The following is a 24852-nucleotide window of genomic DNA, read 5'->3' as shown; positions in this document are numbered from 1 at the left end:
GCCTAGACTGCCTGTGTGGCGAGCACCGACTTCGACTGGAAGAGCGACCTGCGACAGCGCGGCTACCGGCTGACGCCGCAGCGTCAGCTGGTCCTGGAAGCCGTCGACACCCTTGAGCACGCGACCCCCGACGACATCCTCTGCGAAGTGCGGAAAACGGCGTCGGGGGTCAACATCTCCACGGTCTACCGCACCCTGGAGCTCCTGGAGGAGCTGGGCCTGGTCAGCCACGCCCACCTGGGACACGGCGCCCCGACGTACCACCTCGCGGACCGCCACCACCACCTCCACCTGGTGTGCAGGGACTGCACGAACGTCATCGAGGCGGATGTCTCCGTGGCCGCGGACTTCACCGCGAAGCTGCGCGAGACCTTCGGCTTCGACACGGACCTGAAGCACTTCGCGATCTTCGGCCGCTGCGAGAACTGCTCCGGCGGACAGAACGGCCCCGGCAAGGAATAAGAACGCCTGCTACCGGGTCGTAGTGTGGGTGAACATGAAGAGCCCCCTCCTGTCCCTGCCCGGCGCCGTCCCCGCCGAGGGTGTGGACGAAGGCGTCGCCGCCCACTACGGCGATCTGTTCCGTGAGCAGCGCGCCCTCGCGGACGGAACCGGTTTCGTCGACCTCTCGCACCGCGGTGTCGTCACCGTCTCCGGCCCCGACCGGCTGAGCTGGCTGCACCTGCTGCTCACGCAGCACGTGACCGAGCTGCCCGTCGGCCGGGCCACCGAGGCGCTGATCCTCTCCGCGAACGGCCACATCGAGCACGCGCTCTACCTCGTCGACGACGGCGAGACGGTGTGGGCGCACGTCGAGCCCGGCACGCAGGAAGCCCTGGTCGCGTACCTGGAGAGCATGAAGTTCTTCAACCGCGTCGAAGTCGCCGACCGCACGGACGAGTTCGCGGTCGTGCACCTGCCGGCCGGTTCGATCGCCGCGGTCCCGGACGGTGTCGTCGTACGGGAGACGGCCCACGGACGTGATCTGTTCCTGCCGCGTACGTCGCTTGAGTCGTACGCCGAGGAGAGCGGCCCCGCGATCGGCATCCTCGCCTTCGAGGCGCTGCGCGTGGAGGCGCACCGGCCGCGGCTCGGCTTCGAGACGGACCACCGCACGATCCCGCACGAGCTGGGCTGGATCGGCACGGCGGTGCATCTGCAGAAGGGCTGCTACCGCGGCCAGGAGACGGTCGCCCGCGTCCAGAACCTGGGCAAGCCGCCGCGCCGCCTGGTCTTCCTCCACCTGGACGGCAGCGAGGTCCATCTGCCGGTGGCCGGTACGGAGCTGCGGCTCGCCTCGGAGGGCGAGGAGGGCCGGAAGCTGGGCTTCGTCACCACTGCCGTACGCCACCACGAGCTGGGCCCGATCGCGCTCGCCCTGGTGAAGCGGAACGTGCCGCTGGACGCGGGGCTGCTCGCGGGGTCGGTGGCGGCCTCGCAGGAGGTCGTGGTCGAGCCGTAGTAACGAATGTGACCGGGTTGCGTGTGTGACCCGGTCACATTTCCAGCAGTACGGTGAACGGCCCGTCGTTCGTCAGCGAAACCCGCATCTGCGCGCCGAAGCGCCCCGTCGCCACCGTCGCGCCCAGGGACCGCAGTTGGGCGACCACCTCGTCCACCAGAGGCTCGGCGACATCGCCGGGCGCGGCGGCGTTCCAGGTGGGCCTGCGGCCCTTGCGCGCGTCGCCGTACAGCGTGAACTGGCTGATGACCAGCAGCGGTGCGTCGATGTCCGAGCAGGACTTCTCATCGGCCAGCATCCGAACGGACCAGAGTTTGCGGGCCAGTTGGGCCGCCTTCTCCTTGGTGTCCTCGTGGGTCACGCCGACCAGGACGCACAGCCCCTCGCCGGTGATCTCGCCGACCGTCTCGGGACCGTCATCGCCCTGGACGACGACGCTCGCTCCGTCCACTCTCTGCACCACAGCACGCATATGGCCCATCATGCCGTGCCCCGTTCGGCCGCCCTGAGCCGGATGCGCCGGGATACGGCCGGATGCCCCGTGACGAGGCCGGATGCGCCGCCCGTGGGGCTGTCCTGAACCCCCCATCTGGGGCCGAATGGGGCCACTCGCTCACATAGCGGCCACGAGTGGTGGCACCATGCTCACACGCGGTGTACCGCGCCGGTCGAGGGGACGGTAGAGCCACATGAGCACACCAAGTACGGGGCAGCCGCCCGGAGCTGCGTCGCTGACCCATATGAGCGCCGCGCGGCGTACGAACGTGCCGCGTCCGCCCGTGCAGCGCACGGGCAGCGCCGGGCTGCTCGCCGAGCAGCCCGAGCGCGACCTGACCGCGCTGCTGCTGCGGGAGCTGCGCGAGCTGCGCAGGGACGCGCAGCAGAACGAGGCGGACCTGAGCTATGTCCGGCGCCTCCTCCAGGGGCGGATCGACATCCTGCGGGCCGAGGTCGCCCGCCGCAAGGACCCGGCGGCACCGGGCCCCGAGGGGCCGCCGCTCGTGCTCCGGCTCTCCGAGATCCTCACGGACGGCCCCGCCCGGCACCGCTCCTCCGCCCGGCATGTGACGCTCGGCACGCCGCACAGCGCGGAGTACGGCCTGCTCGCCACGGAAATGCTCGCCGAGGTGCAGCTCTCCGACCTGGACGCCCGTACGGACGACGAGCTCCACACGGCCATGGGGCGCCTGACCCGCTACGAACAGCAGGTTTCCCGGCGCCGCCAGCAGCTGCAGCGCACGGCGGACGATTGCAGCGCGGAGATCGCCCGCAGGTACCGTGAAGGCGAAGCACAAGTGGACGACCTGCTCGCGTGACCCGGTGACCCCGGCCTCCGCGGGCGGCGCTCACGCCACCCCCCGCCCCGGAAGGCCGAAGATGACCTCGACGTCCGCCGAGTCCGTCACCACCCCCGCCATATCCCCGGTCCTCGCCGAGGTCGTACGTTCGGGCTTCGTCGAGGGCCGTCACAGGGGGAGCCTGGTGCTGCTCGCGGCGGACGGCAGCGTGGAGCTCGCCATGGGGGACGTGGACGCCCCCGTTTTCCCGCGGTCGGCCAACAAGCCCATGCAGGCGGCCGCGGTGCTGCGGGCGGGGCTCGACCTGGCGGGAGAGCGGCTCGCGCTGACCGCGGCGAGCCACTCCGGGGAGATGTTCCACCGGGATCTCGTGCAGAAGATGCTGGCCGAGCGCGGTCTGACGGCGGCGGATCTGCAGTGCCCGCCGGATCTCCCCCTCGACGCGGTCGAGGCCGAGACATATCTGGCAGCCGGTGCCGTTCGTGACCGGGTAACGATGAACTGCTCGGGCAAGCACGCGTCGATGCTCGCGGTGTGCGAGCTGAACGGCTGGCCCACCGATTCCTACCTGGACCCGCAGCACCCTCTCCAGCAGCTGATCCTCCAGGTGGTCGAGGAGGCGGCGGGCGAGCGCGTCGCGGCGGTCGGCACGGACGGCTGCGGCGCGCCCCTGATGGCGATCTCCCTGACCGGCCTCGCCCGCGCCTTCCGGCACTTCGTCCTCGCCCCCGAGGGCTCGGCGGAGCGCCGGGTCGCGGACGCGATGCGGGCCCACCCCGAGTACGTGGCGGGCACGCGGCGCCCCGATACGTGGCTGATGCGGGAGATCCCCGGCGCGCTCTCCAAGATGGGCGCGGAGGCGGTCCAGGCGTTCGCGCTGCCGGACGGCCGTGCGCTCGCGTTCAAGGTGGACGACGGCGGGCTGCGGGCCCTGGGGCCGGTCCTCGCGCGGGTGCTGCAGCTGGCGGGCGTGGAGGCGGACATACTCACCCGCGTCGGCCGCACGCCTCTCTTCGGCGGTGCCTCCGAGGTGGGGGAGATCCGGGCGGCGTTCTAGGCGGTTCCGGGTGTTTCCGGACCGTGGCCGCTGTGGCCGCCGTGGTCGCTGTGGATGTCGTGGATACCCCGGGGCCCCGGGGTCCGTAGTCCCCCCGGAGCCCCGGAGCGATCAAGGCTGACCGGGCTCCCGGCTCCCCTCCGGATGGGAACCCGGTCAACCAGCTCTGTTCAGCCCGATTGGGCGAGCAGCAGGACGAGGATCGCTGCCCCGAACCCGCTGATCATGGTGCTCCTGGCCTTGATGCCCACCGTGAGCAGGATGAAGGCGACGATGCCCATCGGTCCGTACTTCCACTGGATGAGCTGCTCGAATCCGATGACGACGGCAGCGATCGCGAGAGCGATGAGCGGCATGACGTTCCCCCTTTCGGGACGAGGCGGCGGGCTCCGTCCCCTCAGGCCGGCGGCCATCCGGTGGGCGAGTGCTGGCGGCCAACCCCTCAGGGTTCCTGCCAGGCTGCCTAAGTTGGCTACCAACTCCACCTGAGTTATCTCCGCGGTGGCTCGATTTATAACCACCTTCCGAGCAACTTCCCTGCAACTCCCCAAAGATGGCGCGAAGTTGTACGGTTTGGTTGTGAGCCCGGAACCTGCACCCGTCAACGGGATGAAGAGGCCGCACAAGACTCACCACGAGGTGGCCGACGAGCTGCGCGACCGGATTCGATCCGGAACGCTGCGGCCGGGCCAACGCATGCCCACACAGGCGGAGTTGGCCGACGAGTTCGGCGTCGAGCGCGGTGCCGTGCGCGAGGCGTTGCGCACGCTGCAGGGCGAGAACCTGCTGGCCAATGTGTCCAAGGGGAGCCCCGCCACGGTCGCCGAGCCGTCGCGGCAGGCGTTGTCGGGGCCCGTCGGCATCGCGCCGCAGCCCACCATGGTCGGCCTCGCCCCGCGTATCGCCGCCGCGTTCGAGGCTCCGGAGGTGGAGATCGACGCGCTCTGCCTGACCTCCGTGTCGCTCACGATGGCGATCGGCGAGCCGCTCCGCCAGATTCACGCCGGGCTGCGGAATCCGGCCAAAGTCACCGTCCGGGTGCTGCTGCCGAGTCGCAGCATCGACCTCGCCTTTCCCACGCCGGTGGTCAGCGGGGACGACGAGGGCGGTCATGTGCACCGGCGCTGGCTGGACCAGCGGAACGCGCAGGGGCAGGTGCTCCGCCACAACCTCCTGGCGCTGCGGGGCTCGCACGGCATCGACGTACGGGTCTCGTTCCGTGCGCTGCCGTTCACGCCGCCGGTGAAGTTGTACCTGCTCAACGGCGCCGAGGCGCTCTTCGCGTACTACACGGTCAGCAGGCAGAGCGAGGAGTTCGACCACGAGCAGCTGGAGATGTACGACGCCCAGGGCGCGCAGTCGATGCTCTTCCCCTTCCGCCAGGGCGACGGACTGCGGGACACGACGTTCGTGGAGCAGTCGCATCTGTGGTTCAACGCGCTCTGGGACACGATCAGCCAGGACCTGGAGCTGGCCCGCGGCTAGTTCAGATCGCGGGACCGGTCATCATGAGCGCGAGGACGACCGCGCCGATGGAGCTGCAGACGTGGCTCTTCACCTTGATGCCGAGGGCCAGCATCAGCAGCCCGAGAAGGCCCGTGACCCCGTACCGCCAGTGGGCGAACTGCTCGAAGGCGAGGGCGAGTACGGTCGCGAGGAGGGACAGGACGTCCATGATGGTTCCCCCTTCTGCCACCTCAGTTGAGTTGGCAACCAACTTCACTTGAGTTGTCCCCACTTGGTCCCACAACATAAACAACTTCACGACAACTGCCCTGAGATGGCATGGAGTTGTATCGTCTGGTCGTGACCCAGGAGAACGTTGCAGTGAACGGCGAAAGAAAGCTCACTCCCCAGCACATCGCGGACGAACTTCGCGACCGCATCCGGTCCGGCGACCTCAGGCCCGGCGACAGACTCCCCACGCAGGCGGTGCTCGCGGAGGAGTTCGGCGTGGAGCGGGGGGCGGTGCGCCAGGCGCTGAAGACGCTTCAGGGCGACGGACTGCTTGCCAACGTGAGCAAGGGCAGCCCGCCGAGGATCGCCGCGGAGGCGCAGGGTCCGTCATCGGCGGGAGCGGAGCCGCAGGCGTCCATGGTCGGCCTCGCACCGCGCCTGGCCTCGGCGTTCTCGGAGCCGCGGGTGCGGATCGACGTGGTGTCGTACACGGCGGAGACGCTGATGATCGCGCTGGGGGAGCCGGTGCGTCTCATCCACGAGGGCCGTATCCGCCCCGAGTCCATCGACGTACGCATCCTGCTGCCCAGCAGCGACATCACGCTCGCCTTCCCCCAGCCGACCGGGGGGCAGGACGACGGTGGCCGGGTGCACCGGCGGTGGCTGGCGCAGCGCAACGCGCAGGGGCAGGTCCTGCGGCACAATCTGCGGGCCCTGCGCGCCTCGCACGGCATCGAGGTCGACGTGTCGTTCCGCGCGCTGCCGTTCACGCCGCCGGTGAAGCTGTATCTGCTGAACGGGCGGGAGGCGCTGCTCGCCTACTACACGATCGAGCGCAGCATGCTGGACTTCGGGAGCGCGGAGATGGAGGCGTTCGACGTGTCCGGACTGAAGTCGCCCCTGTTCTCCTTCGAGAAGGGTGCGGCCCCGCGTGACACGGCGTTCGTCGAGGAGTCCCAGAAATGGTTCGACGCACTCTGGGCAACCATCGCGACGGAGCTGACACTCTCTTGATGACTCCTGATACGACGCAGCCCGAGCGGATGGCAGAAGAGACCGAAAAGCTGCGGGAACTGATCGAACGGGCCCGTTATGTCCTATTCGACTTCGACGGCCCCATCTGCCGGCTGTTCGCCGGGCACACGGCGGAGTGGATCGCGGGTGAACAGGTCCGCTGGCTGGAGGAGCGGGGGCTGCGGGACCTGCTGAGCGAGGAGGAGCGGGAGCAGCCCGACCCGCATGCCGTCCTGCGCGCGGTCCACCGCAGGGACCCCGGCGGCGCATTGGTGTCCGAGCTGGAGGAACGGCTCACCCAAGAGGAGCTGACGGCGGTGGCGTCCGCGTGGCCCACCCAGTACGCGGACCCCCTGATCATGACCTGGCACGCCATGGGCGCCCGCCTGGCCGTCACCACGAACAACTCGCCCCTGGCAGTGACCGGTTACCTGGAGAGCCGGGGTTTGAGCAACTGCTTCGCCCCGCACATCTACGGCCGCACCAGGGACCTCCACCTCCTCAAGCCGCATCCGCACTGCCTCCGCCGCGCCCTGGACGAGATGGGCGCGGACCCCTCGGACGCCCTGATGATCGGCGACGCCCCCACGGACTTCGAGGCGGCCGAGAAGGCGGGAGTGGCCTTCCTGGGCTACGGGCGCAACGAGCGCAAGGCGAGGGTCCTGACGGACGCGGGCGCGGCATGCGTGGTGGATTCGATGGAACCGCTTCTGAAGGTGTTGCGCGGCCAGGCGTGAGCCGACCGTTCTCGAACGTCACGCCGTCGTCCTCGAACGTCACGCCTCCGTTCTCGAAGGTCAAGCCTCCAAGGAGTGGTGCCTGACCCCGTTGAGCCCAGCGTCTCCCTCCTCGCGTCGTCCGCGCTCTTCCGCGCCACTAGGGTGTGCAGCACTTTGGCCTTCCTCGCGTGACTATCCAGGAGCAGCCCGTGGGCATGACTCTGCCCGGTCGTCCTCTCCTGGTGTCCGACGAGAGGCGCGGAGCTCCCGCCGCGTACGACGCCTTCGTCGCGCACGCCATCGAGCACGGGAAGCCGAGCCGCGGGCACCACAACAGCAATTACGTGCTCGCGCTGACGGAGCCGATGGCCCGGCTGGTCGATCGCCGTGCCGGGCAGCCCGTCACCGTACGGATGCGCAGGAAGGACGCGCTGCCGGTCGTCATCCGCACCTGGCAGGACGAGTCGGAGATCCTGCGCGCGATCAAGGGCGTGCTGCCCCATGTGCCGCAGTGCCTGGCCAAGTGGGGCGACTCGGCCGTGCACAGCTATGTGGACGGGGTGCCGCTCTCCAGCGTCTGCCAGAACGGCAAACCGGTCGACTCCTTGCTGATCAAGGCGCTGGCCGAGTTGCTCGCGCAGATGACCCGGGTGCGCAGGGAGGCGCTGCCTCCGCTGCCGGCGGACTGGCCCCGCACGGACAAGGGCGGGACGTCGTTCCTGCGGACGCTCGCGCATCTCGCGGAGCGTCAGATCCGCCGGCCCAACTGGGCGGAGTTCGGCGGTCTCTTCGCGGCCCTCGGCATCCCCGAGGACGCCCTGCTCAAGCTGGCCGAGCGCGTGCCCGGCATGGCCCGCCGCCCCCACAGCCTGCTCCACACGGACCTGCACCGCGACAACGTGATCTTCTCCTACGCCGGTGAACCGCCGCTGATCTGCGTGGACTGGGAGCTCGCCACCTACGGCGATCCGCTGCACGACCTGGCCACGCACCTGGTCCGCATGCGGTACCCGAAAGACCAGTGGCACGAGGTGATCGAGGCCTGGGCGCAGGCCATGGAGCGGCACAGGCCCGGGGCGGTCAACGGCCTGTCCCGGGACCTGGACCACTACGTGGCCTTCGAACACGCCCAGTCCGTCTATCCGGACGTCATGCGCGCCGCCACGTCGCTGGGAGCCCCGCCCGACCAGAAGGGCCTCGACGAGGCGGCCCGCCAGGTGCGCGAAGCGCTGGAAGCGGCGGCCGTCCCGCTGCGGCTGCCGGGCGTGCCGGACGAGGAGGAGATCCAGCGGGTCCTGTTCCGGTGGCGGGCCGCACGGTTCGGCGGGCGCGCCGAGGGGGTCCGGCAGGCGACCCGTATCTCGTGGGAGCCGGACCAGCGGGTGAAGGAGCACCCCGCGTTTCCGGGGTCCGCCGTGCTCGACGCGCTGGTGGCGGAGGGGGCGGCCCCCGCCTCCAGGGTCTTCAAGGGAACGGCCCACCTCAACACCGTCGTACGGGTGCCCGGCGTCGGCTTCCCGGTCGTGGTCCGGCGCAAGCTGACCTCGGCCGAGCGCCGGGAGCGCAGCATCCTCAGCGAGCACGCCGTGCTGCGGGTCATCGAGGAATCGGGCGAGCCGGTACGGGCGCCGCGCGTACTGGCCCTGGGGACGAGCGCCTTGAAGGACCAGTTCGCCATCCACTCCTACGAGGGCCGAGGCGCCGGAGACCTGCCCCCGGAGCACCCCGTGGGCGGCCTGCGCCCCGGCGAGGCCGATCATCTGGTCGACCAGATGGGCGCGCTGGCCCGCATCGACCACCGGCCCCTTGACCCCACCGCAGGTGAGCGGGACTTCTACCGCTGGCTCTGCGACGAACTGGTCCGCCTCGTCACGGCCCTGCCCAAGGAATCACAGAAGCTGGCCAGAGAGCTCGGCCTGCCGGGCGGCTACCGGCTCCGGGAACTCCTCGGACGTCACCGGCTCACGCCCCGGCGGCCGTCCTTGCTGCACGGCGACCTCAACCCGTGGAACCTGGTGCGCCGCGACCAGCAGGGTGGAATCACCGTCATCGACTGGGAGATGGCGATGATCGGCGACCCGCTGTACGACCTGGTCCGCCACATGCATCTCACCCCCGTCCGCCCCGGCATCAGGCAGCGCATGTTCGACCGCTGGGCCGCCTGCCTGCCGCCGGAGTGCACGCAAGGGTGGCAGGACGACTGGCAGGTCTACCGCTGGATCGAGGTGGTCCGTTCCGCCTACGTGGACCTGGACCGCCTGGTCACCGGCGCCGGCCTCGACGCCCCCAACGTGCGGCGCGCCGTGGACTCGTACGCGATGACCCTGGCGGCGGCGATGGCCTCGCTGGGACTGCGGCCCGGCCCGACGGCCAACCCCTACCTTGCCCGGGCACTCCGGTGATCCGGCCCTCGCGGCCTACGCCGTCCGCCGCCTGAACAGCGCCCCGGAAGCCCCCACCGAGACCGCGAGGATTCCTCCGCACCAGGCCAGGGCCACCCAGGGGGTCGTGCCCACCGGCTGGTTCAGGAGCAGGCCCCGGAGGGATTCGATGACCTGGGTGACCGGCTGGTTGTCGGCGAAGGGGCGCAGCCAGGACGGCATGTCGGAGGTCTGGACGAAGGCGCTGCTCGGGTAGGGCAGGAAGCTCACGAAGAAGGTGAAGCCGCCCGCCGCCTCGGGGGACTTGGCGAGCAGCCCGACCGCCGCCGAGAGCCAGGACAGGGCCAGGATGAACGCCAGAAGGACGGCCGTTGCCGCGAGCCAGGCCGCGGGCGTCGCCGACGTGCGGAAGCCGATCGCGAAGGCCAGGGCGAGGACCAGGGTCGTGGCGACGAGGTTGCGGGCCACGGAGGCGATGACGTGGCCCGTCAGGATCTGGGTGCCGCCGATGTCGAGCGAGCGGAAGCGGTCGATGATGCCGCCCTTCAGGTCCTCGGTGACGGCGATCGCCGTGTTCGAGGAGCCGAAGCCGGCGCAGAGGAGCAGCACGCCGGGGACCACGTACATGACGTACGACCGGGCGTCCGTCTTGATCGCGCCGCCGAAGAAGTAGACGAAGACCAGGAGGAGCATCACCGGGAGCGCCATGGCTGTGATCAGGGCGTCGACGTTGCGGCGGCTGATGCGGATCGCCCGGCCGGTCATGATCAGGGCTTCAGACATGGGTCAGCCCCTTGGTGTGGGAGTGGATCGGAGAGCCGGTGAGCGTCAGGAATACGTCGTCCAGCGTCGCCGTGCGCAGCGTGAAGGCCGCCAAGCGCGTGCGGTCCGGGTCCAGTTCGTCGAGCAGGTCGCGTACGCCGGCCGCCGTGCCGTCCGTCGGGAAGCCGAGCGTCAGGGTCTCGGGGGAGTGGTGCGTTGCCTGCGGGGACAGGTGGAGGTAGGCCTCGCGGGTGTTGGTCGTCGCGTCCAGGCGGTGGCCCCCGACCTGCGCCTTGAGGGTCGACGCCGATCCCTCCGCGACGATGACTCCCTCGTGCAGTACCGCTATGCGGTCCGCGAGTTGGTCCGCCTCCTCCAGATACTGCGTGGTCAGGAAGACCGTCGTGCCCTCCGCGGTCAGGTCGCGCACCACCTCCCACATCTCCTGGCGGCTGCGCGGGTCCAGGCCCGTCGTCGGCTCGTCCAGGAAGATCACCTCGGGGTCGCCCACCAGGCCCGCCGCCAGGTCGACGCGGCGGCGCATGCCTCCCGAGTACGTGCGGACCAGGCGGTCTCCCGCTTCCGTCAGGCCGAAGCGGGCCAGGAGTTCCGCGGCCCGCGCGTGTGCCCCGGCGCGGGGCAGGCCCGCGAGCCTCGCCATCATGCGCAGGTTCTCCGCGCCGGTCTGCGTCTCGTCGACCGCCGCGAACTGTCCGGTGAGGCTGATCGACCGGCGGACCTCGCGCCGCCCCGTACGGATGTCGTGGCCCGCCACGCGCGCCGTACCCGTGTCGGCCGTGGTGAGCGTGGTGAGGATGCGGACGGCCGTCGTCTTGCCCGCGCCGTTGGGGCCGAGGAGCGCGAAGACCGTGCCGGGCGGGACGTGCAGGTCGATGCCGCGCAGGACCGGCACCGCGCGGTCGCCGCTTCCGTAGGTCTTGGTGAGGGCCGTGGCCTCGATGGCGGCCGGGGGCTCGGTGGCGTCCGGAGCCTTGACGGCGGCCGGGGCTCGGGTGGGTGGCATGGGTGTCTCTCCCCGTTCAGTTCTATTGCGTAAGGCATACGCATTACTGTGTAAGGGTTACGCAGAACTACGATGTGCGTCAAGAGGAGGTCGGACCGGGAGCGAAGGAGGCAGCGGTTTATGGCGGCGGACGACGGGGCGGAAGATCTGGGGACGGGGCTTTCGGCGAGCCTCGAAACCGCCTGGGGGCTGCGCGAGCGCCCCTCGAAAGGGCCGAAGCCGGGGCTGAGCCTGGACCGGATCCTCGACGCGGGCATCGCCGTCGCGGCGGCGGAGGGGATCGGCGCGGTCTCCATGGGGCGCGTCGCCAAGGAGCTCGGCGTCTCGACGATGTCCCTCTACCGGTACGTCTCCTCCAGGGACGAGCTGTACGTGCTCATGCAGGACACCGCCACGGGGTCGCCGCCCGCGATGCCGGCGGACGTCGAGGGGTGGCGGGCGCGCCTGGAGTGGTGGGCGCGGGCCCAGCGCGAGACCTTCCGGCGCAACCTGTGGCTCGTGCGCATCCCCGTCAGCGGGCCGCCCGCGACGCCCCGCCAGCTGGAGTGGATGGAGCAGGGCCTCGCGGCGCTCGACGAGAGCGGCCTGGAGGAGGGCTGGAAGCTGTCCGTCCTGATGCTGATCGGCGGCTTCGTGCGCAACGAGGTCATGCTCATGGCCGACCTGGACGAGGGCATGCGGGCCGGCGGCCGGGAGCCCGACGAGGCCATGCGGCAGTACGCGCGCACCGTCGACGCGCTCACCTCGAAGGCGCCGGAACGCTTCCCCTCGCTGCGTCGGCTGCTCGGTGTGGGCGTACTGGACGTCGCGGACGCCGAGGACACGGAGTTCGAGTTCGGGCTCGCGCGGGTGCTCGACGGGGTGGCCGTGCTGGTGGAGGGGCGGGCGGGGAAGGCGTGATGCGTGAGGCGTGAGGGCGCGTGGTGCGGGCTCGGGGGTGGGGGTGGGGTGGGGTCAGGTGGACTCCCTTGCGCCCCTCACGCGTATCGCGTCAGCCCCGACCGCAGCTGCCCGAACGCCCTGTTCGCCGTCACCACCGCGTCCGGCCACACCGCTTCGGCGCTCTCGCCCGCGTCGATCCGGCGCCAGTTCTCCAGGGCGAGGATGCGCTGTACGGCGATGATCTGGCCGGCGGCGAGGCGGGCGGTGAGGGTCGGTGCCTCCGCGTCCGGCGTTCCGGCGGCGGCCTCGCTCAACGCTTCCCCCAGCACCTTCTCCGACTGCTCCTGATACCCATACAGCCGCGCCACCAGGGACGGCGTCCCGTACAGGAGTCGGTGGAAGGCGAGTACGTGGACGTTGTCGCACAGGCCGGTCACCGGGTCGCGGCGCTCCAGGCCGTCGAGGAAGTGGCGTTGCAGGGCGTCCAGGGGCGAGCGCTTGGCGGGGCGTGCGGTGACCACCCGGGCCGCCTCGTCCAGGTGGTCGGCGAACCGGTGGAGCACGAGGTCTTCCTTGGTCGGGAAGTACCGGAACAGGGTCGGCTTGGAGATCTGGGCGGCTGCCGCCACCTCCGCGACCGGGACCTTCTCGAACCCCTTCTCCAGGAAGAGCGTGATCGCCGCCTCGGAGATCGCTTGGTACATCCGCTGCTTCTTGCGTTCCCGCAGGCCGACTTCTTCGTCCGTCGTCATGGGGGCAGTCTAGTCCATGGTGTTACTCGGTAACGAATTTAACTCGGTTACATTATTCTCGCCGTATGACTCCACCCGACATCACGCCGATCGACGAAGCCCTGGCCCGGGAACGCCGCTTCCACGACACCTGCCGCGCCGCCCTCACCGGCATGGTCGACGGCGCGGAGGAGCAGGTCGTCAGAGGAGCGGACGTCTCAGCGTCCGGCGCCGACGCCGAAGTCCTCGGCTACCAGTTCCGCAGTCACGCCAAAGCGATGCGCGAACTCCCCGAGGCCCCGCTCTTCTTCGGCCGTCTCGACTTCGCCGCCGAGGGGCCCGAAGCCGCCGAAGCCGCCGAAGCCGGTGATCACCGCGGGCAGAGCTACCACATCGGCCGGCTGCGCATCACCGAACACCCCTCCTCCCCGCCCCTCGTCGTCGACTGGCGGGCCCCCGTCTCCCGCGCCTTCTACCAGGCCGGGACCCGTACCCCGCAAGGCGTCGCCGTCCGCCGCCGCTTCGGCTGGGCCCCCGGCAGCAAGGGCGATTCCGCCGACCTCACGGGCCTGGAGGACGAACCCCTGGCCGCACCGCCCGGCGGAGACACACCACCCGCAGGAGGCAGCCGCATCCTCGCCGGAGAGATCGAGCGCCCCCGCGTCGGCCCCATGCGGGACATCGCCGCCACCATCCAGCCCGAGCAGGACGACCTCGTACGCGGTGAACTCACCGCATCCGTCTGCGTCCAGGGCGCCCCCGGCACCGGCAAGACCGCCGTCGGCCTGCACCGGGCCGCGTACCTCCTCTACACCCACCCCCAGCGCGTGCAGCGCGCCGGACTGCTCATCCTCGGCCCCAACCGCACCTTCCTGCGCTATATCGCGGAAGTGCTCCCCTCCCTCGGCGAGACCGGCGTGCGGCAGTCCACCGTCGCCGACGAGATCGCCAGGCCCGCGGCTCCCGTGCGGGCCAGGGACGACGAGGCCGCAGCGAGCGTCAAGCACGACGCCCGGATGGCGGCCGTCCTGCGCCGCGCGCTCTACTCCCGCGTCGCGCAGCCCGTCGACTCCATCGCGGTGCCGGACGGTTCGTACACCTGGCGGGTCGCGCTCGACGACCTGGAGCGGATCATCGCGGACGTGCGCGCGGAGGAACCGCCGTACGGCGTCGGCCGCGAGCGCGTGCGCACCCGTGCCGTCCGGCGCATCCGGGAGCAGGCCGAGCGCCGCGCGGGCCCCGTGAACAACGCCTGGCTGCAGAAGATCTCCCGCGCCCGCTCCGTCTCGGCCTTCGTCGACGCGGCCTGGCCCGGCGTCAGGCCCGAGGAAGTCCTCGCCGCCCTGCTCGCGGACCCGGCAGCGCTCGCCGCAGCGGCCGACGGCATCCTCGACGCCGACGAGCAGCGGGCGATCCGCTGGGCCAAGCCGCCGCGCTCGTACAAGTCGGCGAAGTGGTCCGCGGCTGATCTCGTCCTGCTCGACGAGATCGCCGGGCTGCTCGAACGGCCCGAGGGCTACGGCCACATCGTCGTCGACGAGGCCCAGGACCTCTCCCCGATGGAGGCGCGCGTGATCGCCCGCCGCGCGGACTTCGGCTCGCTCACCGTGCTCGGCGACCTCGCCCAGGGCACCACCCCGTGGGCCGCGCGCGGCTGGCCCGAACTCCTCGCCCACCTCGGCAAACCCGATGCCACCGTGACCCCGCTGACCACCGGCTTCCGCGTCCCGAAGGCGATCGTGGGGCTCGCCAACCGCGTCCTCGCCTCGCTCGACGTCGATGTACCGCCCGCCCGGTCCCTGCGCGGGGACGGCGAGTTGAGGGTGCGGGAGGTGCGGGACGTGCGTGCGGCCACCGTCGATGCGGTGCGCGACGGTCTTGCCCGCGAGGGATCGGTCGGTGTCATCGCCGCCGACGCCGATGTCGCGGGCCTGCGCGACGCGCTCGCCGCCGCGGACATCGGAAGCGCGGGCCCGGACGACCTCGGCGCGCGCGTGACGGTGCTGCCCGCTTCCGTGGCGAAGGGTCTGGAGTACGACCACGTCGTGGCCGTCGAGCCCGCGGCCATCGCGGAGGCGGAACAGCGCGGGCCCAGCCGCCTGTACGTGGTTCTGACCAGGGCGGTCTCCCGGCTTGACGTGCTGCACAGTCGGCCGCTGCCGTGGGAGGCGTGAGCCCGCCCACCGGCTACGCGTGCATGCCGTTGCGGTTATATAGCCACAGGGTTATGTTCGGAGTATGCCCATACCGTTCGACGTCCTCGCCGAGCCCAGTCGCAGGAAGATCCTCGACCTGCTGCTCGAACGACCCCATCTGGTCGGTGAGCTCACCGAGCGGCTCGGTCTGAGCCAGCCCGGCACGTCCAAGCATCTGCGGGTCCTGCGCGACGCGGGTCTCGTACGGGTGCGGCAGGACGCGCAGCGCCGCTGGTACGAACTGCGGCCCGAGCCCCTCGCCGAGCTCGACGCCTGGCTCGCGCACTACCGGCACCTCTGGTCCGGCCGGCTCGACGCCCTCGAACGGCACCTCGACGTCATGGACGGTGAGTCCTGATGAACGAAGACGATGAACGTGGACGGTGACCCCTCATGAACCCGCACTCCGACACCCTCGGCCCCGACGAGGAAGGCGACCGCAGCGTCCTGCGGATGGAGCGCCGCCTCGCGCATCCGCCCGCCAAGGTCTGGGCCGCGATCACCCGCCCCGAGCACCTCGCCCAGTGGTTCCCCTCCGAGGTGACCCTCGAACTGCGGCCCGGCGGCGCGATGGGCTTCCACTTCCCCGGCGACGAGGGCCCCGGCATGACCGGCGAGGTCACCGACGCCGACGAGCCCCGCCTCTTCGCCTTCAGCTGGGGCGACGACCACCTGCGCTGGGAGATCGCCCCGGAAGGACCCGACGGCCGAGGCTCGCTGCTCACGCTCACCCACACCTTCGGCGACCGCTTCGGCGCCCCGAGCTTCGCCGCGGGCTGGCAGCTGTGCATCTCGGCGCTCGGCCAGTTCCTGGACGGCGGGCAGCCCGAGGTGAGCCGGGACGCGGGCGAGCTGCACGAGGCGTATCTGGAGCAGTTCGACCTGGGCCACGGCGAGGTGACCGACGAGGGCATCCGTTTCGAGCGGCAGCTGGTGAAGCCCGCGGGCGCGGTGTGGGCCGTACTGTGCGCGGACGAGGTGCCGTTGGCGGGCGACACCGCCCCCGACGGATTCCTCGCGGACGGCGTCTCCGCGGGTCCGGTCACCGTGCTGCGCGAGCCGCTGGCACTCACGTACGCCGTGCATCCCAAGGGCGAGGTGCGCTGGGAGCTCGGCGAGGGCACGGGCTACGGCACGCGGCTCGTCCTGACGCAGACCGGCCCCTTCGACGGCCCCGCGGCCACGGAACAGGCGCTCGCCGCCTGGCATGCGCGCATCGAACGCCTCGCGGGGCAGCTCCTGGAGGACTGAGGGGCCCCGGGGCCCTCAGTTGTCGAGCACGGCCTCCATGACCGCCTTCGCGATCGGCGCCCCGAGCTTGCCGCCCGCGATCTCGGAGCGCGGGATGTTCATGTCCTTCGGGTCGACGAACACCGCGACGGCGACCGGCGACGAACCGTCGTCCTGCTTGGCATAGGAGACGAACCAGGCGTACGGACGCTCGTCGTCGACGTTCGAGCCGTGCTGGGCGGTGCCGGTCTTGCCGCCGACCGTGACGCCGTCGATCTGCGCCTTGTTCGCGGTGCCCTCCTCGACGGTGTGCTCCATCATCTCCTGCACCTTGCCCGCGGTCTCCTCGGAGACGGCCTGGCTGAGCTCCTGCGGCCTGCCCGTCTCGATCGTCGACAGGTCGGGTCCGCGCAGCTCCTCGACCATGTAGGGCTTCATCACCTTGCCGTCGTTGGCCAGGCCCGCCGCGACCATCGCCATCTGCAACGGCGTGGTGGTCAGGCTGCCCTGGCCCATGCCGGTCAGCGCGGTCTGCGGCTTGTCGAGGTCGTCCGGATAGCTGCTGGCGGACGAGCGCACGGGGATGAACTGCTGCTTGTTGAAGCCGAACTTCTCCGCCGTCTCGCGCATGTCGTCGTCGCCGACCTTGAGCGCGGTGTCGAGGAAGACGTTGTTGCAGGACCACTGCATGCCGACCTTCAGGGAGGCCTTGTCGCAGGGGGCGCCCGGCACGTCGTTGCCGATCGTCGTGGAGCTGAGCGGCAGTTTGTAGGGGGCCTTGGCGCCGGTCTTCTCGTCGATGTCGTCGATCACGCCGTGTTCGAGGGCTGCCGCCGCGGTGAGGATCTTGAAGGTGGATCCGGGCGGATAGATCTCGCGCAGCGCCCGGTTGGAGAGCGGCTTGTCCTTGTCCTTGCGGAGCTTCGTGAACTCCTTGCCCTCGTTCTGCGAGATCCCGGCGAAGACGGAGGGGTCGTACGAGGGGGTGCTTGCCAGGGCGAGCACCTTCCCGGAGCGCGGGTCGAGCGCGACGACCGCGCCCCGGGCGTCGAGGTCCACCAGGCCTTGGTAGGCGGCCTTCTGGGCCTTCGGGTCGATGGTCGTGACGACGTCGCCGCCCTGGCGCTTCTCGCCGGTCAGCATGTCCAGGGTGCGCTTGATGAAGAGGCGGTCGTCGTCGCCGCTGAGCACGTCGTTCTCGACGCCCTCCAGGAAGGTCGCGCCCTGCGCCTGCGAGAAGTAGCCGGTCACCGGCGCGTACATGGGGCCTTCCTTGAAGACCCGCTGGTACTTGAAGTCGGTGCCGCTGACCGACTTCGAGCCGGTGATCGACTTGCCTCCGACGATGATGTCGCCGCGGGGGTGCGAGAAGGCCTCGATCTGGACGCGGCGGTTCTTGTCGTCCTTCGCGAGGGACTCGCTCTGTGCGAATTGCACCCAGTTCGCGCGCAGGAGCAGCGCGAGCGTGAGTATTCCGCAGAAGACGGCTACGCGGCGCAGCGGCCTGTTCATACGGTCCCCCCAAGACCCGTGACACCAGGACGTGATGAGTGCTCATCATGCCCACGTATTTACGGATCTTGCCCACGTTGTTGCTGAATGGTCACATGCGGGCTCCGTATTGAGGCGCTATCGAGGCGCTATTGAGGCGCTTTCCGGAGGACTTCGATCACGCTGGCGTAGCTGTCGGAACCGTGGCCGGCGGCGCTCGCCCGCTCCATCGTGGCCTTCAGGAGCTCCGGCAGCGCGTTGTCGACGCCCCGGTCGGCCGCTGCGTGGATGAGGTGGCCGATGGCCGCGATCTGTACGTCGACGGTGGCGTCGTCGCCCGGATAGCGCCCGGCGTCCACCTGGGCCGCGTACGTGTTGATGAACCCGGCGACGGCGTTCGTCAGCCAGCGGACGGCGATGTCCGAGAAGGCGGTCGCCTTCGTCGCGTCGGCGGCGACCACGGCCGTGCCGTGCAGCCAGCCGGTGAACGCGGACCACATCAGGCCGAGCAGGGCCACGTCGTAGAGCGAGGCGCCGCCGGGCTCCGCGCCCAGGTACAGCGGGTCGCCCAGCACGGCGAGGGCGGGGCGGTGCGTCTCGAACACCTCGGCCGAGCCGCTGTAGAGGAACATCATCTCCGGGTTCCCGACCCCCGGCGGCGTCGTCATGATCGCCCCGTCCAGATAGCCGAGGCCCAGCGAACGGGCCCGGGCCTCCGCTTCGGCGGCCTGCTCCGGGGCGCCGGACGTGAGGTTGACCAGGGACTTGTCGGCGAGGGGCCCGGCGGCGTCCATGACGGCGTACAGGGCGTCGTAGTCCAGTACGCAGACGATGATCAACGGGCTCGCGGCGAAGGCCTCTTCGGGGGTCGCGGCGACGACGGCGCCCCGCTCGGCGAAGGGCTCGGCCTTGGCGGCGGAACGGTTCCAGACGGTGGTGGGGTGGCCGTGCTCCAGGAGGACGGCGGCCAGGGCCGAGCCCATGTTGCCCAGGCCGATGACGGTGACGGGGGTCTTCTCGTTCTTCTCCGTGCTGCTCATGTGCCCACGCTCGCAGCGGGCGGCGGCGCCGGACAGTGACAGGGATGACGGCGTCCGCCAAATTCCTGCCACGCCCCGGGGCGGCTTAGCCTCACCGTATGAGCGCTGGTTCCGTGGCCCTGGTCGTGACCGAGGAGATAGCGATCCCGTCCTGGGATCTGTACGAACTGAGCATCCCCTGCACGGTGTTCGGCAAGCCCCAGCCGGACCTGGCGGAGCAGTGGTACGACTTCCGGCTGTGCAGTGCCGCGTACGAGGCCGAGGGCGAGGCCTTCGGCATGACGGTGCGCACCCCGTACGGCCTGGACGACATCGTCGGGGCGGACACGGTCATCGTCACGTCCGTGCCGGACGCCTGCGTGGAGGAGGGCCGCCCGCTGCCGGACGGTCTGGCCGCCGCCCTGCGCCGCGCGTACGACGCGGGGGCCCGCATGGTCTCCCTGTGCACCGGCGCCTTCGCGCTCGCCGACGCGGGGCTGCTCGACGGCCGCCGGGCCACCGCACACTGGATGCACACGGCGCAACTGGCCGCCCGCTACCCGAAGGTGGAGGTCGACGACTCCGTCCTGTACGTGGACGACGGCGACGTCCTGACCAGCGCGGGCGTCAGTGCGGGGCTCGACCTGTGCCTGCATCTGGTCCGCCGTGACCTGGGCGCGCACGTCGCCAACCAGCTGGCCCGCCGCATGGTCGTGCCCGCGCACCGGCCGGGTGGCCAGGCCCAGTTCATCGACCTCTCCGTCCCCGCGACCGACGACGAGAGCCTCGGGCCCGTGCTCGACTGGGCGCGGGCCCGCCTCGACCGCCCCCTGACGGTCGACGACCTGGCCCGCCGGGCCGCGATGAGCCCGCGCACCCTCTACCGCCGCCTCCAGGCGGCCACCGGCACGACCCCGCTCCAGTGGCTCCTCAACCAGCGCCTCGCCCGCGCCCAGAGCCTCCTCGAATCGACGGCCGCACCGATCGACAAGATCGCCGAACTGAGTGGCCTCGGCACGGCGAACAACCTCCGCCACCACTTCCTCAAGCAGGTGGGGGTGTCACCGGGGGACTACCGGCGGGCGTTCGGGGCGGGCGTGGGTCGCGGATAGGTGGGCCGCGGGGAGGTGGGTCGCTGGGAGTAGGACCAGCGCCCCATGTGCGGGCGGGGGAGTGCTGCTTAGGCTCGGCGTCCATGCGGAACACGGAGATCACTCGCCGGGAAGGCCCGGAGCGCAGGCGCGAGACGCTGGAACGCCTCGACCGGGAACGCGACATCTGGCTGTCGACCGCCCATCCGGAGCACGGCCCGCACCAGGTGCCCCTGTGGTTCTGGTGGGACGGCCGGGCGGTGTGGCTGTGCACCGGCGAGACCACCGTGACGGCCCGCAACGTACGACGGGAGCCGCGGGTGCGCCTCGCGCTGCCGGACACCTCTGACGTGGTGCTCGTGCAGGGCGAGGCGGAGTGCTTCCCGGCCGCCGACGTCCCGCGGGCCGCCGCGGAGGGGTTCGCCGCCAAGTTCGGCTGGGACCCGCGCACGGAGGAGGCGCCCTTCGTGTACCTGCGCGTGACGCCGGGAACGGTGCGGGCCTGGCGCGGCGAGCACGAGCTGCACGGCAGGGTGCTCATGCGGGACGGGGCGTGGGTGGTGTGACCGGGGGCCGCCCCGGGCGCCGGCCTGGCTTCCGGGGTCTGCCCGGCGCTACTTCTCGCGCGGCTGGTTGAAGCGCAGCATGTTGCCCGCCGGGTCGCGGAAGGCGCAGTCGCGGACGCCGTAGGGCTGGTCCATCGGCTCCTGCAGCACCTCGCCGCCCGCGGCGCGGATCCGCTCGAAGGTGGCGTCGACGTCGGTGCTGCGGAAGATGACGCCGCGCAGCATGCCCTTGGCGAGCAGCTCCGCCGCGGCCTGCCGGTCGGCCTGCGAGGCGTTCGGGTCGGCGAGCGGCGGTTCGAGGACGATCTCGACGTCCGGCTGCGACGGCGAGGCGACGGTCACCCAGCGCATGCCCTCGAAGCCGACGTCGTTGCGTACTTCGAGGCCGAGCACGTCGCGGTAGAAGGCGAGCGCCTTGTCGTGGTCGTCGACGGCGATGAAGCACTGGGAGAGGTTGATTTCCATGCGTACGACGCTACGTACCGGCGCCGGGTTTCGCTTCTCCGTTCCTGACCGGCCTGGTGCGGGTTTTCGCGACGCAGGCCGGGATGACGGCGCCGTGCTCGTGGTCGCGGGCCCGGTACGCGCTCGGGCTCTCGCCGACGAGCTCGGTGAACCGTGAGCTGAAGGAGCCCAGCGAGGTACAGCCCACCGCCATGCAGACCTCGGTCACCGACAGGTCGCCGCGTCGCAGCAGCGCCTTGGCACGCTCGATCCTGCGGGTCATGAGGTAGCTGTACGGCGTCTCTCCGTAGGCCGCGCGGAAACTGCGCGAGAAGTGCCCCGGCGACATCAGCGCGGCCCGGGCGAGAGCCGGTACGTCCAGGGGCTCCGCGTAGTCACGATCCATCCGGTCCCGGGCCTGACGAAGCCGGACGAGGTCGGAGAGGGACGGAGACGCGGACACACGAAATACGTTACCGGGGCTGCGCGATCAGTGGCGTAGCGCACTATTGCAAGCAGGCGCTTGCAATAGTTAGCGCGGGCGAGGCAGTATCGACGCATGGCATCACTCAACGTCGGCAATCTCGGTGAGTACTTGCGTGAGCAGAGGCGCAACGCGCAGCTCTCGCTCAGGCAGCTCGCCGACGCCGCCGGGGTGTCCAATCCGTATCTGAGCCAGATCGAGCGCGGCCTGCGCAAGCCCAGTGCCGACGTGCTGCAACAGGTGGCCAAGGCGCTGCGGATCTCCGCCGAGACGCTGTATGTCCGGGCCGGGATCCTCGACGAGAAGGAGCGGGACGAGCTGGAGACGCGCGCCGTCATCCTCGCCGACCCCTCCATCAACGAGCGGCAGAAGCAGGTCCTGTTGCAGATCTACGAATCGTTCCGAAAAGAGAACGGCTTCGAGGTCACTGGGTACTCGGAGTACTCGGACGACGACGTCGATGACGACGTGGATGCCACCGCTGACGGCCCCCGCACGGCCGACGGCAGTGATGCCGCCCCCAAGGACCACCCCTCAAGCTGACGCGAATCCGGGAGGACCAGCACCATGGCCATCAAGGACGACCTGCGCAACACCCTCACCGACACCACCCCCGCCTACTTCGTCGTCGGCACCGCCGATCTGGCCTTCCAGCAGGCGAAGAAGGTGCCGGGCGCCATCGAGCAGCTGATCGCCGAGGCGCCGGCCCGTTTCGAGGCCGTGCGCAACACCGACACGAAGGCCGTCCAGGACAAGGCCGTCGCCCGCGCCAAGGAGGCGCAGACGACCATCCAGGCCCGGGTCTCCGAGCTGCTCGGCACGCTCGACACCGACCTGAAGAAGCTGAGCGAGAGCGCTCAGGGCCTTGCCCTCAGCTCGGTCGGCGTGGCCGCCGAGTACGCGGTGAAGGCGCGCGAGAAGTACGAAGAGGTCGCCGAGCACGGCGAGCAGGCCGTGAAGACCTGGCGCGGCGAGGCCGCCGAGGAGATCAACGAGCTTGCCGTGGCCGTCGAGCCGGACGCGGACGAGAAGCCCGCCGCCGATAAGCCGGCGTCCGCCGAGGCCAAGCCGGCCGCGGCGCAGACGTCCGAGCCGAAGGCCGCCGCGGCCCCGGCGAAGAAGCCCGCCGCCAAGAAGGCCCCGGCCGCGCGCAAGCCGGCGGCGAAGAAGACCACGCCGCCCGCCAAGTAGGCAGACGGGCCGAGCAGGCGGACGGGCCGAGCAGGCGGACGGACCGGTCGGGCCGGGCACTCTTCAAGTGTCCGGCCCGTTCAGCGGGTAGCGGGTACGGTGTGCGCGTAATCAAGAGCCGAAACTGGTGGTGGACGAAGTGCTGATGCAGGGGTTCGCAAACTTCATGTGGCTGCTGTCGTTGGCGCTGATCGTTTTCAGCGGCTTCGCGCTCGTCGACGCGGCCGTCCGGCGTGAGGACGCCTATCGCGCCGCGGACAAGAAGACCAAGCCGTTCTGGCTGATCATTCTCGGGCTCGCCTTCATCGTGAACCTGATCTTCAACATCCTGTCGTTCCTGCCGATCATCGGGCTCATCGCGACCATCGTCTACATGGTCGACGTACGGCCCGCGCTGCGGCAGATCACCGGCGGTGGCGGCGGCCGCAGGGGCGGCTCCAGCAGCGACGGCCCGTACGGCCCGTACAACGGCGGTCGCTAGCAGCGCCCCTCAAGGGTCGCTGGGAACTGCGCGACCAGCCCCCACCGGGCCTGGCGGGTCACACCGGGCCTGGCAGGTCCCACCGGGCCTAGCGGTCCCGGTCGAGCAGCAGCACGGCGACGTCATCGGTCAGGTCGCCGCCGTTCAGCTCCCGGGCCTCGTTCACCGCCGCTTCGAGCAACTCGTCGCCCCGCAGGCCCGCGGCGATCTGGCGGCGGAGCATCTCCACCATGCCGTCCTGCCCCAGACGCTGGTTGCCCTGGCCGATGCGGCCCTCGATCAGGCCGTCGGTGTAGAGCATCAGGCTCCACTTGCCGCCGAGCTCCACCTGGCGCCGGGGCCAGCGGGCGTTCGGCAGGAGTCCGAGCGCGGGGCCGTTGTTCTCGTACGGCAGCAGCTCGGCCAGGCGGCCGTCGCGGGCGATCAGCGGTGCCGGGTGCCCGGCGAGACAGAGTCCGGCGCGGCGGCCGTCCGGCGCGATGTCGACCGTGCAGAGCGTCGCGAAGATCTCGTCGTCGGCGCGCTCGTGCTCCAGGACCTTCTGCAGCGTGCCGAGCAGCTCGTCGCCGCACAGGCCCGCGAAGGTCAGCGTCCGCCAGGCGATGCGCAGCTCCACGCCGAGCGCCGCCTCGTCCGGGCCGTGGCCGCAGACGTCGCCGATCATGACGTGCACGGAGCCGTCGGGGGTGCGCACGGTGTCGTAGAAGTCGCCGCCGAGCAGCGCCCGCGAACGACCGGGGCGGTAGCGCGCGGCGAACCGCAGCGGTGACCCGTCGAGCAGCGGCGTCGGCAGCAGCCCGCGCTCCAGGCGGGCGTTCTCCTGGGCCCGCAGCCGCGACTCCGTCAGCTGGCGCTGGGCGGCGTCGGCCCGCTTGCGCTCCACGGCGTACCGGATCGCGCGGCTCAGGAGGCGCCCGTCAAGCTCGTCACGGAAGAGATAGTCCTGGGCGCCGACCCGCACGGCCTCCGCGCCGCCCTCGGTGTCGCCGCTCGCGGTGAGCGCGAGCACGGCGTGCCGGGGCGCGAGGCGCAGGACGTGCTTGAGCGTGGCGAGCTCGTCCTCTTCCTCCTCGGGCGATGCGGCGGGGACCGCAAGGGTCAGGTCGAGCAGGATGCAGTGCACGTCGTCGGTGAGCAGCCGCTCGGCCTCGGTGAGGTTGCGGGCGGTGCGGACCCTGATGGGCTTGCCCGCGGAGTCGAGCATCTGCGGGACGCTCAGGGAGCCCACCGGGTCGTCCTCGATCACCAGGAGGCTGAGTCCCGGTCCGCTCGTCTGCTGGTCCGTGTCCCGCGTGTCCCTGGACACGGGCGTGCGTACGGGCTCCACGGATGCGGGCACGGCTTCGGGCGCCGGCAGGGGTGCGGGCGCGGGTGACGTCGGCAGAGCGTGAGCCTGACCGCCTTCCGCGGCCGGGATCGCTCTCTGCCGCGGTATGGGTACGGGCATGGCTTCGGTTTCCTTCCCTCCCCCCGAGGGCACGGTGGGTCGACGGTCGAACGCTCCACCGACGGGGACCATAGCGGTAGGCACGGCCCGATTGGAATGGCAGGCGGAAAACAGCCACCGTCATATGCCGCACCAAGGACCGCAATTGGGCACGTCAGGTTCCTACCGGAATGACGAACATCACGCCCGGAGGGTTGAGCGGCGGC

General features: G+C 70.8%; 28 protein-coding genes. 17 read left to right on the top strand and 11 right to left on the bottom strand.

Features of this window, described 5'->3' with window-relative positions:
- The first annotated feature begins 15 nt into the window (after positions 1-15).
- Together ABZ906_RS44425 and ABZ906_RS44420 are read left to right on the top strand one after the other, a co-directional pair.
- Positions 16-462 carry a transcriptional repressor gene (locus ABZ906_RS44425; protein WP_361200560.1) on the top strand — a complete coding sequence of 149 codons (447 nt, stop codon included), beginning with the start codon at positions 16-18 and terminating at the stop codon, positions 460-462.
- Positions 463-496: 34 nt separating this feature from the next.
- Positions 497-1462 carry a folate-binding protein gene (locus ABZ906_RS44420; RefSeq protein ID WP_361392910.1) on the top strand — a complete coding sequence of 322 codons (966 nt, stop codon included), beginning with the start codon at positions 497-499 and terminating at the stop codon, positions 1460-1462.
- 34 nt (positions 1463-1496) lie between these two features.
- Here the strand turns inward: ABZ906_RS44420 and dtd are convergent, their stop codons facing one another.
- Positions 1497-1934 carry a D-aminoacyl-tRNA deacylase gene (dtd, locus tag ABZ906_RS44415; protein ID WP_361200556.1) on the bottom strand — a complete coding sequence of 146 codons (438 nt, stop codon included), beginning with the start codon at positions 1932-1934 and terminating at the stop codon, positions 1497-1499.
- A gap of 217 nt (positions 1935-2151) precedes the next feature.
- Here dtd and ABZ906_RS44410 point away from each other — a divergent pair, with 217 nt between their 5' ends.
- Together ABZ906_RS44410 and ABZ906_RS44405 are read left to right on the top strand one after the other, a co-directional pair.
- Entirely contained in the window at positions 2152-2778 is a 627-nt protein-coding gene (locus ABZ906_RS44410) for a hypothetical protein (protein ID WP_361200554.1), read from the top strand.
- 61 nt (positions 2779-2839) lie between these two features.
- Complete coding sequence (locus ABZ906_RS44405; protein WP_361392908.1) at positions 2840-3817, top strand: asparaginase; 978 nt, start codon at positions 2840-2842, stop codon at positions 3815-3817.
- A 170-nt stretch (positions 3818-3987) separates the two neighbouring features.
- Here the strand turns inward: ABZ906_RS44405 and ABZ906_RS44400 are convergent, their stop codons facing one another.
- Positions 3988-4173 (bottom strand): hypothetical protein, encoded by a 186-nt coding sequence (locus tag ABZ906_RS44400; RefSeq protein ID WP_361200550.1) that lies wholly within the window; start codon positions 4171-4173, stop codon positions 3988-3990.
- A 217-nt stretch (positions 4174-4390) separates the two neighbouring features.
- Here ABZ906_RS44400 and ABZ906_RS44395 point away from each other — a divergent pair, with 217 nt between their 5' ends.
- A complete protein-coding gene (locus ABZ906_RS44395; protein ID WP_361392977.1) occupies positions 4391-5302 on the top strand; it encodes a GntR family transcriptional regulator in 912 nt (303 codons plus the stop codon).
- Position 5303: 1 nt separating this feature from the next.
- On the opposite strand, the gene ABZ906_RS44390 is transcribed toward ABZ906_RS44395, so the two are convergent.
- Complete coding sequence (locus tag ABZ906_RS44390) at positions 5304-5492, bottom strand: hypothetical protein (protein ID WP_361392906.1); 189 nt, start codon at positions 5490-5492, stop codon at positions 5304-5306.
- A 125-nt stretch (positions 5493-5617) separates the two neighbouring features.
- On the opposite strand from ABZ906_RS44390, the gene ABZ906_RS44385 reads away from it, so the two are divergent.
- From ABZ906_RS44385 to ABZ906_RS44375, 3 genes are all read left to right on the top strand, one after another.
- On the top strand, positions 5618-6508 hold the full coding sequence (locus tag ABZ906_RS44385) for a GntR family transcriptional regulator (RefSeq protein ID WP_361392975.1): 891 nt from the start codon (positions 5618-5620) through the stop codon (positions 6506-6508).
- Complete coding sequence (locus ABZ906_RS44380; protein ID WP_361392904.1) at positions 6508-7245, top strand: HAD family hydrolase; 738 nt, start codon at positions 6508-6510, stop codon at positions 7243-7245. The genes ABZ906_RS44385 and ABZ906_RS44380 overlap by 1 nt, the downstream gene beginning before the upstream one ends.
- A gap of 197 nt (positions 7246-7442) precedes the next feature.
- Positions 7443-9629 carry an aminoglycoside phosphotransferase family protein gene (locus ABZ906_RS44375; protein ID WP_361392902.1) on the top strand — a complete coding sequence of 729 codons (2187 nt, stop codon included), beginning with the start codon at positions 7443-7445 and terminating at the stop codon, positions 9627-9629.
- Between the two features lie 15 nt (positions 9630-9644).
- Here the strand turns inward: ABZ906_RS44375 and ABZ906_RS44370 are convergent, their stop codons facing one another.
- A complete protein-coding gene (locus tag ABZ906_RS44370; RefSeq protein ID WP_361200542.1) occupies positions 9645-10391 on the bottom strand; it encodes an ABC transporter permease in 747 nt (248 codons plus the stop codon).
- Complete coding sequence (locus ABZ906_RS44365; RefSeq protein WP_361392900.1) at positions 10384-11394, bottom strand: ATP-binding cassette domain-containing protein; 1011 nt, start codon at positions 11392-11394, stop codon at positions 10384-10386. Before ABZ906_RS44365 ends, ABZ906_RS44370 begins: the two co-directional genes overlap by 8 nt.
- Positions 11395-11514: 120 nt before the next feature.
- Between ABZ906_RS44365 and ABZ906_RS44360 the strand changes: the two genes are divergently transcribed.
- Positions 11515-12294 (top strand): TetR/AcrR family transcriptional regulator, encoded by a 780-nt coding sequence (locus tag ABZ906_RS44360; protein ID WP_361392898.1) that lies wholly within the window; start codon positions 11515-11517, stop codon positions 12292-12294.
- A 77-nt stretch (positions 12295-12371) separates the two neighbouring features.
- Here the strand turns inward: ABZ906_RS44360 and ABZ906_RS44355 are convergent, their stop codons facing one another.
- A complete protein-coding gene (locus tag ABZ906_RS44355) occupies positions 12372-13028 on the bottom strand; it encodes a TetR/AcrR family transcriptional regulator (RefSeq protein ID WP_361392896.1) in 657 nt (218 codons plus the stop codon).
- A 65-nt stretch (positions 13029-13093) separates the two neighbouring features.
- Here ABZ906_RS44355 and ABZ906_RS44350 point away from each other — a divergent pair, with 65 nt between their 5' ends.
- The 3 genes from ABZ906_RS44350 to ABZ906_RS44340 all read left to right on the top strand — a co-directional run bounded on the left by ABZ906_RS44350 (position 13094) and on the right by ABZ906_RS44340 (position 16453).
- Entirely contained in the window at positions 13094-15181 is a 2088-nt protein-coding gene (locus ABZ906_RS44350; protein ID WP_361392894.1) for an AAA family ATPase, read from the top strand.
- 64 nt (positions 15182-15245) lie between these two features.
- A complete protein-coding gene (locus tag ABZ906_RS44345) occupies positions 15246-15560 on the top strand; it encodes a metalloregulator ArsR/SmtB family transcription factor (protein WP_361200532.1) in 315 nt (104 codons plus the stop codon).
- A gap of 35 nt (positions 15561-15595) precedes the next feature.
- Entirely contained in the window at positions 15596-16453 is an 858-nt protein-coding gene (locus ABZ906_RS44340; RefSeq protein WP_361392892.1) for an SRPBCC family protein, read from the top strand.
- Positions 16454-16468: 15 nt separating this feature from the next.
- Here ABZ906_RS44340 and ABZ906_RS44335 read toward each other — a convergent pair whose 3' ends face one another.
- Both ABZ906_RS44335 and ABZ906_RS44330 read right to left on the bottom strand, forming a co-directional pair.
- A complete protein-coding gene (locus ABZ906_RS44335; protein WP_361392890.1) occupies positions 16469-17944 on the bottom strand; it encodes a penicillin-binding protein 2 in 1476 nt (491 codons plus the stop codon).
- Between the two features lie 128 nt (positions 17945-18072).
- Complete coding sequence (locus ABZ906_RS44330) at positions 18073-18963, bottom strand: NAD(P)-binding domain-containing protein (RefSeq protein ID WP_361392888.1); 891 nt, start codon at positions 18961-18963, stop codon at positions 18073-18075.
- Between the two features lie 98 nt (positions 18964-19061).
- On the opposite strand from ABZ906_RS44330, the gene ABZ906_RS44325 reads away from it, so the two are divergent.
- Both ABZ906_RS44325 and ABZ906_RS44320 read left to right on the top strand, forming a co-directional pair.
- Positions 19062-20054, top strand: coding sequence for a helix-turn-helix domain-containing protein (locus tag ABZ906_RS44325; protein WP_361392887.1), 993 nt, complete (start codon positions 19062-19064; stop codon positions 20052-20054).
- A gap of 83 nt (positions 20055-20137) precedes the next feature.
- Positions 20138-20599, top strand: coding sequence for a pyridoxamine 5'-phosphate oxidase family protein (locus tag ABZ906_RS44320; RefSeq protein ID WP_361200522.1), 462 nt, complete (start codon positions 20138-20140; stop codon positions 20597-20599).
- A gap of 48 nt (positions 20600-20647) precedes the next feature.
- Here the strand turns inward: ABZ906_RS44320 and ABZ906_RS44315 are convergent, their stop codons facing one another.
- Both ABZ906_RS44315 and ABZ906_RS44310 read right to left on the bottom strand, forming a co-directional pair.
- Positions 20648-21064, bottom strand: a complete 417-nt coding sequence (locus tag ABZ906_RS44315; RefSeq protein ID WP_361200520.1) for a VOC family protein — start codon at positions 21062-21064, stop codon at positions 20648-20650.
- Positions 21065-21074: 10 nt separating this feature from the next.
- Entirely contained in the window at positions 21075-21449 is a 375-nt protein-coding gene (locus ABZ906_RS44310; RefSeq protein WP_361200594.1) for a helix-turn-helix transcriptional regulator, read from the bottom strand.
- 153 nt (positions 21450-21602) lie between these two features.
- Between ABZ906_RS44310 and ABZ906_RS44305 the strand changes: the two genes are divergently transcribed.
- The 3 genes from ABZ906_RS44305 (at position 21603) to ABZ906_RS44295 (ending at position 23199) form a co-directional block, all read left to right on the top strand.
- Positions 21603-22070 (top strand): helix-turn-helix transcriptional regulator, encoded by a 468-nt coding sequence (locus ABZ906_RS44305; protein ID WP_361392885.1) that lies wholly within the window; start codon positions 21603-21605, stop codon positions 22068-22070.
- Between the two features lie 24 nt (positions 22071-22094).
- The gene (locus tag ABZ906_RS44300; protein WP_361392883.1) at positions 22095-22718 is read left to right on the top strand and encodes a hypothetical protein; all 624 of its coding nucleotides are present in this window, start codon (positions 22095-22097) and stop codon (positions 22716-22718) included.
- A 145-nt stretch (positions 22719-22863) separates the two neighbouring features.
- Positions 22864-23199, top strand: coding sequence for a DUF2516 family protein (locus tag ABZ906_RS44295; protein WP_361392881.1), 336 nt, complete (start codon positions 22864-22866; stop codon positions 23197-23199).
- Between the two features lie 88 nt (positions 23200-23287).
- Here the strand turns inward: ABZ906_RS44295 and ABZ906_RS44290 are convergent, their stop codons facing one another.
- Positions 23288-24646 carry a SpoIIE family protein phosphatase gene (locus ABZ906_RS44290; protein WP_361392879.1) on the bottom strand — a complete coding sequence of 453 codons (1359 nt, stop codon included), beginning with the start codon at positions 24644-24646 and terminating at the stop codon, positions 23288-23290.
- Between the last annotated feature and the right edge of the window lie 206 nt (positions 24647-24852).

Origin of the sequence: Streptomyces sp. NPDC046925, from assembly GCF_040644915.1 — a bacterium.
Classification (GTDB): Bacteria; Actinomycetota; Actinomycetes; order Streptomycetales; family Streptomycetaceae; genus Streptomyces.
The sequence above is the reverse complement of the archived record's forward strand: the minus strand, read 5'-3'. Positions and strand labels throughout refer to the sequence as shown.

Coding starts and splice junctions, on each gene's coding strand:
- ABZ906_RS44420 (WP_361392910.1), top strand. CDS start 497: ATGAAGAGCCCCCTCCTGTCCCTGCCCGGCGCCGTCCCCGCCGAGGGT.
- dtd (WP_361200556.1), bottom strand. CDS start 1,934: ATGCGTGCTGTGGTGCAGAGAGTGGACGGAGCGAGCGTCGTCGTCCAG.
- ABZ906_RS44410 (WP_361200554.1), top strand. CDS start 2,152: ATGAGCACACCAAGTACGGGGCAGCCGCCCGGAGCTGCGTCGCTGACC.
- ABZ906_RS44405 (WP_361392908.1), top strand. CDS start 2,840: ATGACCTCGACGTCCGCCGAGTCCGTCACCACCCCCGCCATATCCCCG.
- ABZ906_RS44400 (WP_361200550.1), bottom strand. CDS start 4,173: ATGCCGCTCATCGCTCTCGCGATCGCTGCCGTCGTCATCGGATTCGAG.
- ABZ906_RS44390 (WP_361392906.1), bottom strand. CDS start 5,492: ATGGACGTCCTGTCCCTCCTCGCGACCGTACTCGCCCTCGCCTTCGAG.
- ABZ906_RS44380 (WP_361392904.1), top strand. CDS start 6,508: ATGACTCCTGATACGACGCAGCCCGAGCGGATGGCAGAAGAGACCGAA.
- ABZ906_RS44375 (WP_361392902.1), top strand. CDS start 7,443: ATGACTCTGCCCGGTCGTCCTCTCCTGGTGTCCGACGAGAGGCGCGGA.
- ABZ906_RS44370 (WP_361200542.1), bottom strand. CDS start 10,391: ATGTCTGAAGCCCTGATCATGACCGGCCGGGCGATCCGCATCAGCCGC.
- ABZ906_RS44365 (WP_361392900.1), bottom strand. CDS start 11,394: ATGCCACCCACCCGAGCCCCGGCCGCCGTCAAGGCTCCGGACGCCACC.
- ABZ906_RS44360 (WP_361392898.1), top strand. CDS start 11,515: ATGGCGGCGGACGACGGGGCGGAAGATCTGGGGACGGGGCTTTCGGCG.
- ABZ906_RS44355 (WP_361392896.1), bottom strand. CDS start 13,028: ATGACGACGGACGAAGAAGTCGGCCTGCGGGAACGCAAGAAGCAGCGG.
- ABZ906_RS44350 (WP_361392894.1), top strand. CDS start 13,094: ATGACTCCACCCGACATCACGCCGATCGACGAAGCCCTGGCCCGGGAA.
- ABZ906_RS44345 (WP_361200532.1), top strand. CDS start 15,246: ATGCCCATACCGTTCGACGTCCTCGCCGAGCCCAGTCGCAGGAAGATC.
- ABZ906_RS44340 (WP_361392892.1), top strand. CDS start 15,596: ATGAACCCGCACTCCGACACCCTCGGCCCCGACGAGGAAGGCGACCGC.
- ABZ906_RS44335 (WP_361392890.1), bottom strand. CDS start 17,944: ATGAACAGGCCGCTGCGCCGCGTAGCCGTCTTCTGCGGAATACTCACG.
- ABZ906_RS44330 (WP_361392888.1), bottom strand. CDS start 18,963: ATGAGCAGCACGGAGAAGAACGAGAAGACCCCCGTCACCGTCATCGGC.
- ABZ906_RS44325 (WP_361392887.1), top strand. CDS start 19,062: ATGAGCGCTGGTTCCGTGGCCCTGGTCGTGACCGAGGAGATAGCGATC.
- ABZ906_RS44320 (WP_361200522.1), top strand. CDS start 20,138: ATGCGGAACACGGAGATCACTCGCCGGGAAGGCCCGGAGCGCAGGCGC.
- ABZ906_RS44315 (WP_361200520.1), bottom strand. CDS start 21,064: ATGGAAATCAACCTCTCCCAGTGCTTCATCGCCGTCGACGACCACGAC.
- ABZ906_RS44310 (WP_361200594.1), bottom strand. CDS start 21,449: ATGGATCGTGACTACGCGGAGCCCCTGGACGTACCGGCTCTCGCCCGG.
- ABZ906_RS44305 (WP_361392885.1), top strand. CDS start 21,603: ATGGCATCACTCAACGTCGGCAATCTCGGTGAGTACTTGCGTGAGCAG.
- ABZ906_RS44300 (WP_361392883.1), top strand. CDS start 22,095: ATGGCCATCAAGGACGACCTGCGCAACACCCTCACCGACACCACCCCC.
- ABZ906_RS44295 (WP_361392881.1), top strand. CDS start 22,864: ATGCAGGGGTTCGCAAACTTCATGTGGCTGCTGTCGTTGGCGCTGATC.
- ABZ906_RS44290 (WP_361392879.1), bottom strand. CDS start 24,646: ATGCCCGTACCCATACCGCGGCAGAGAGCGATCCCGGCCGCGGAAGGC.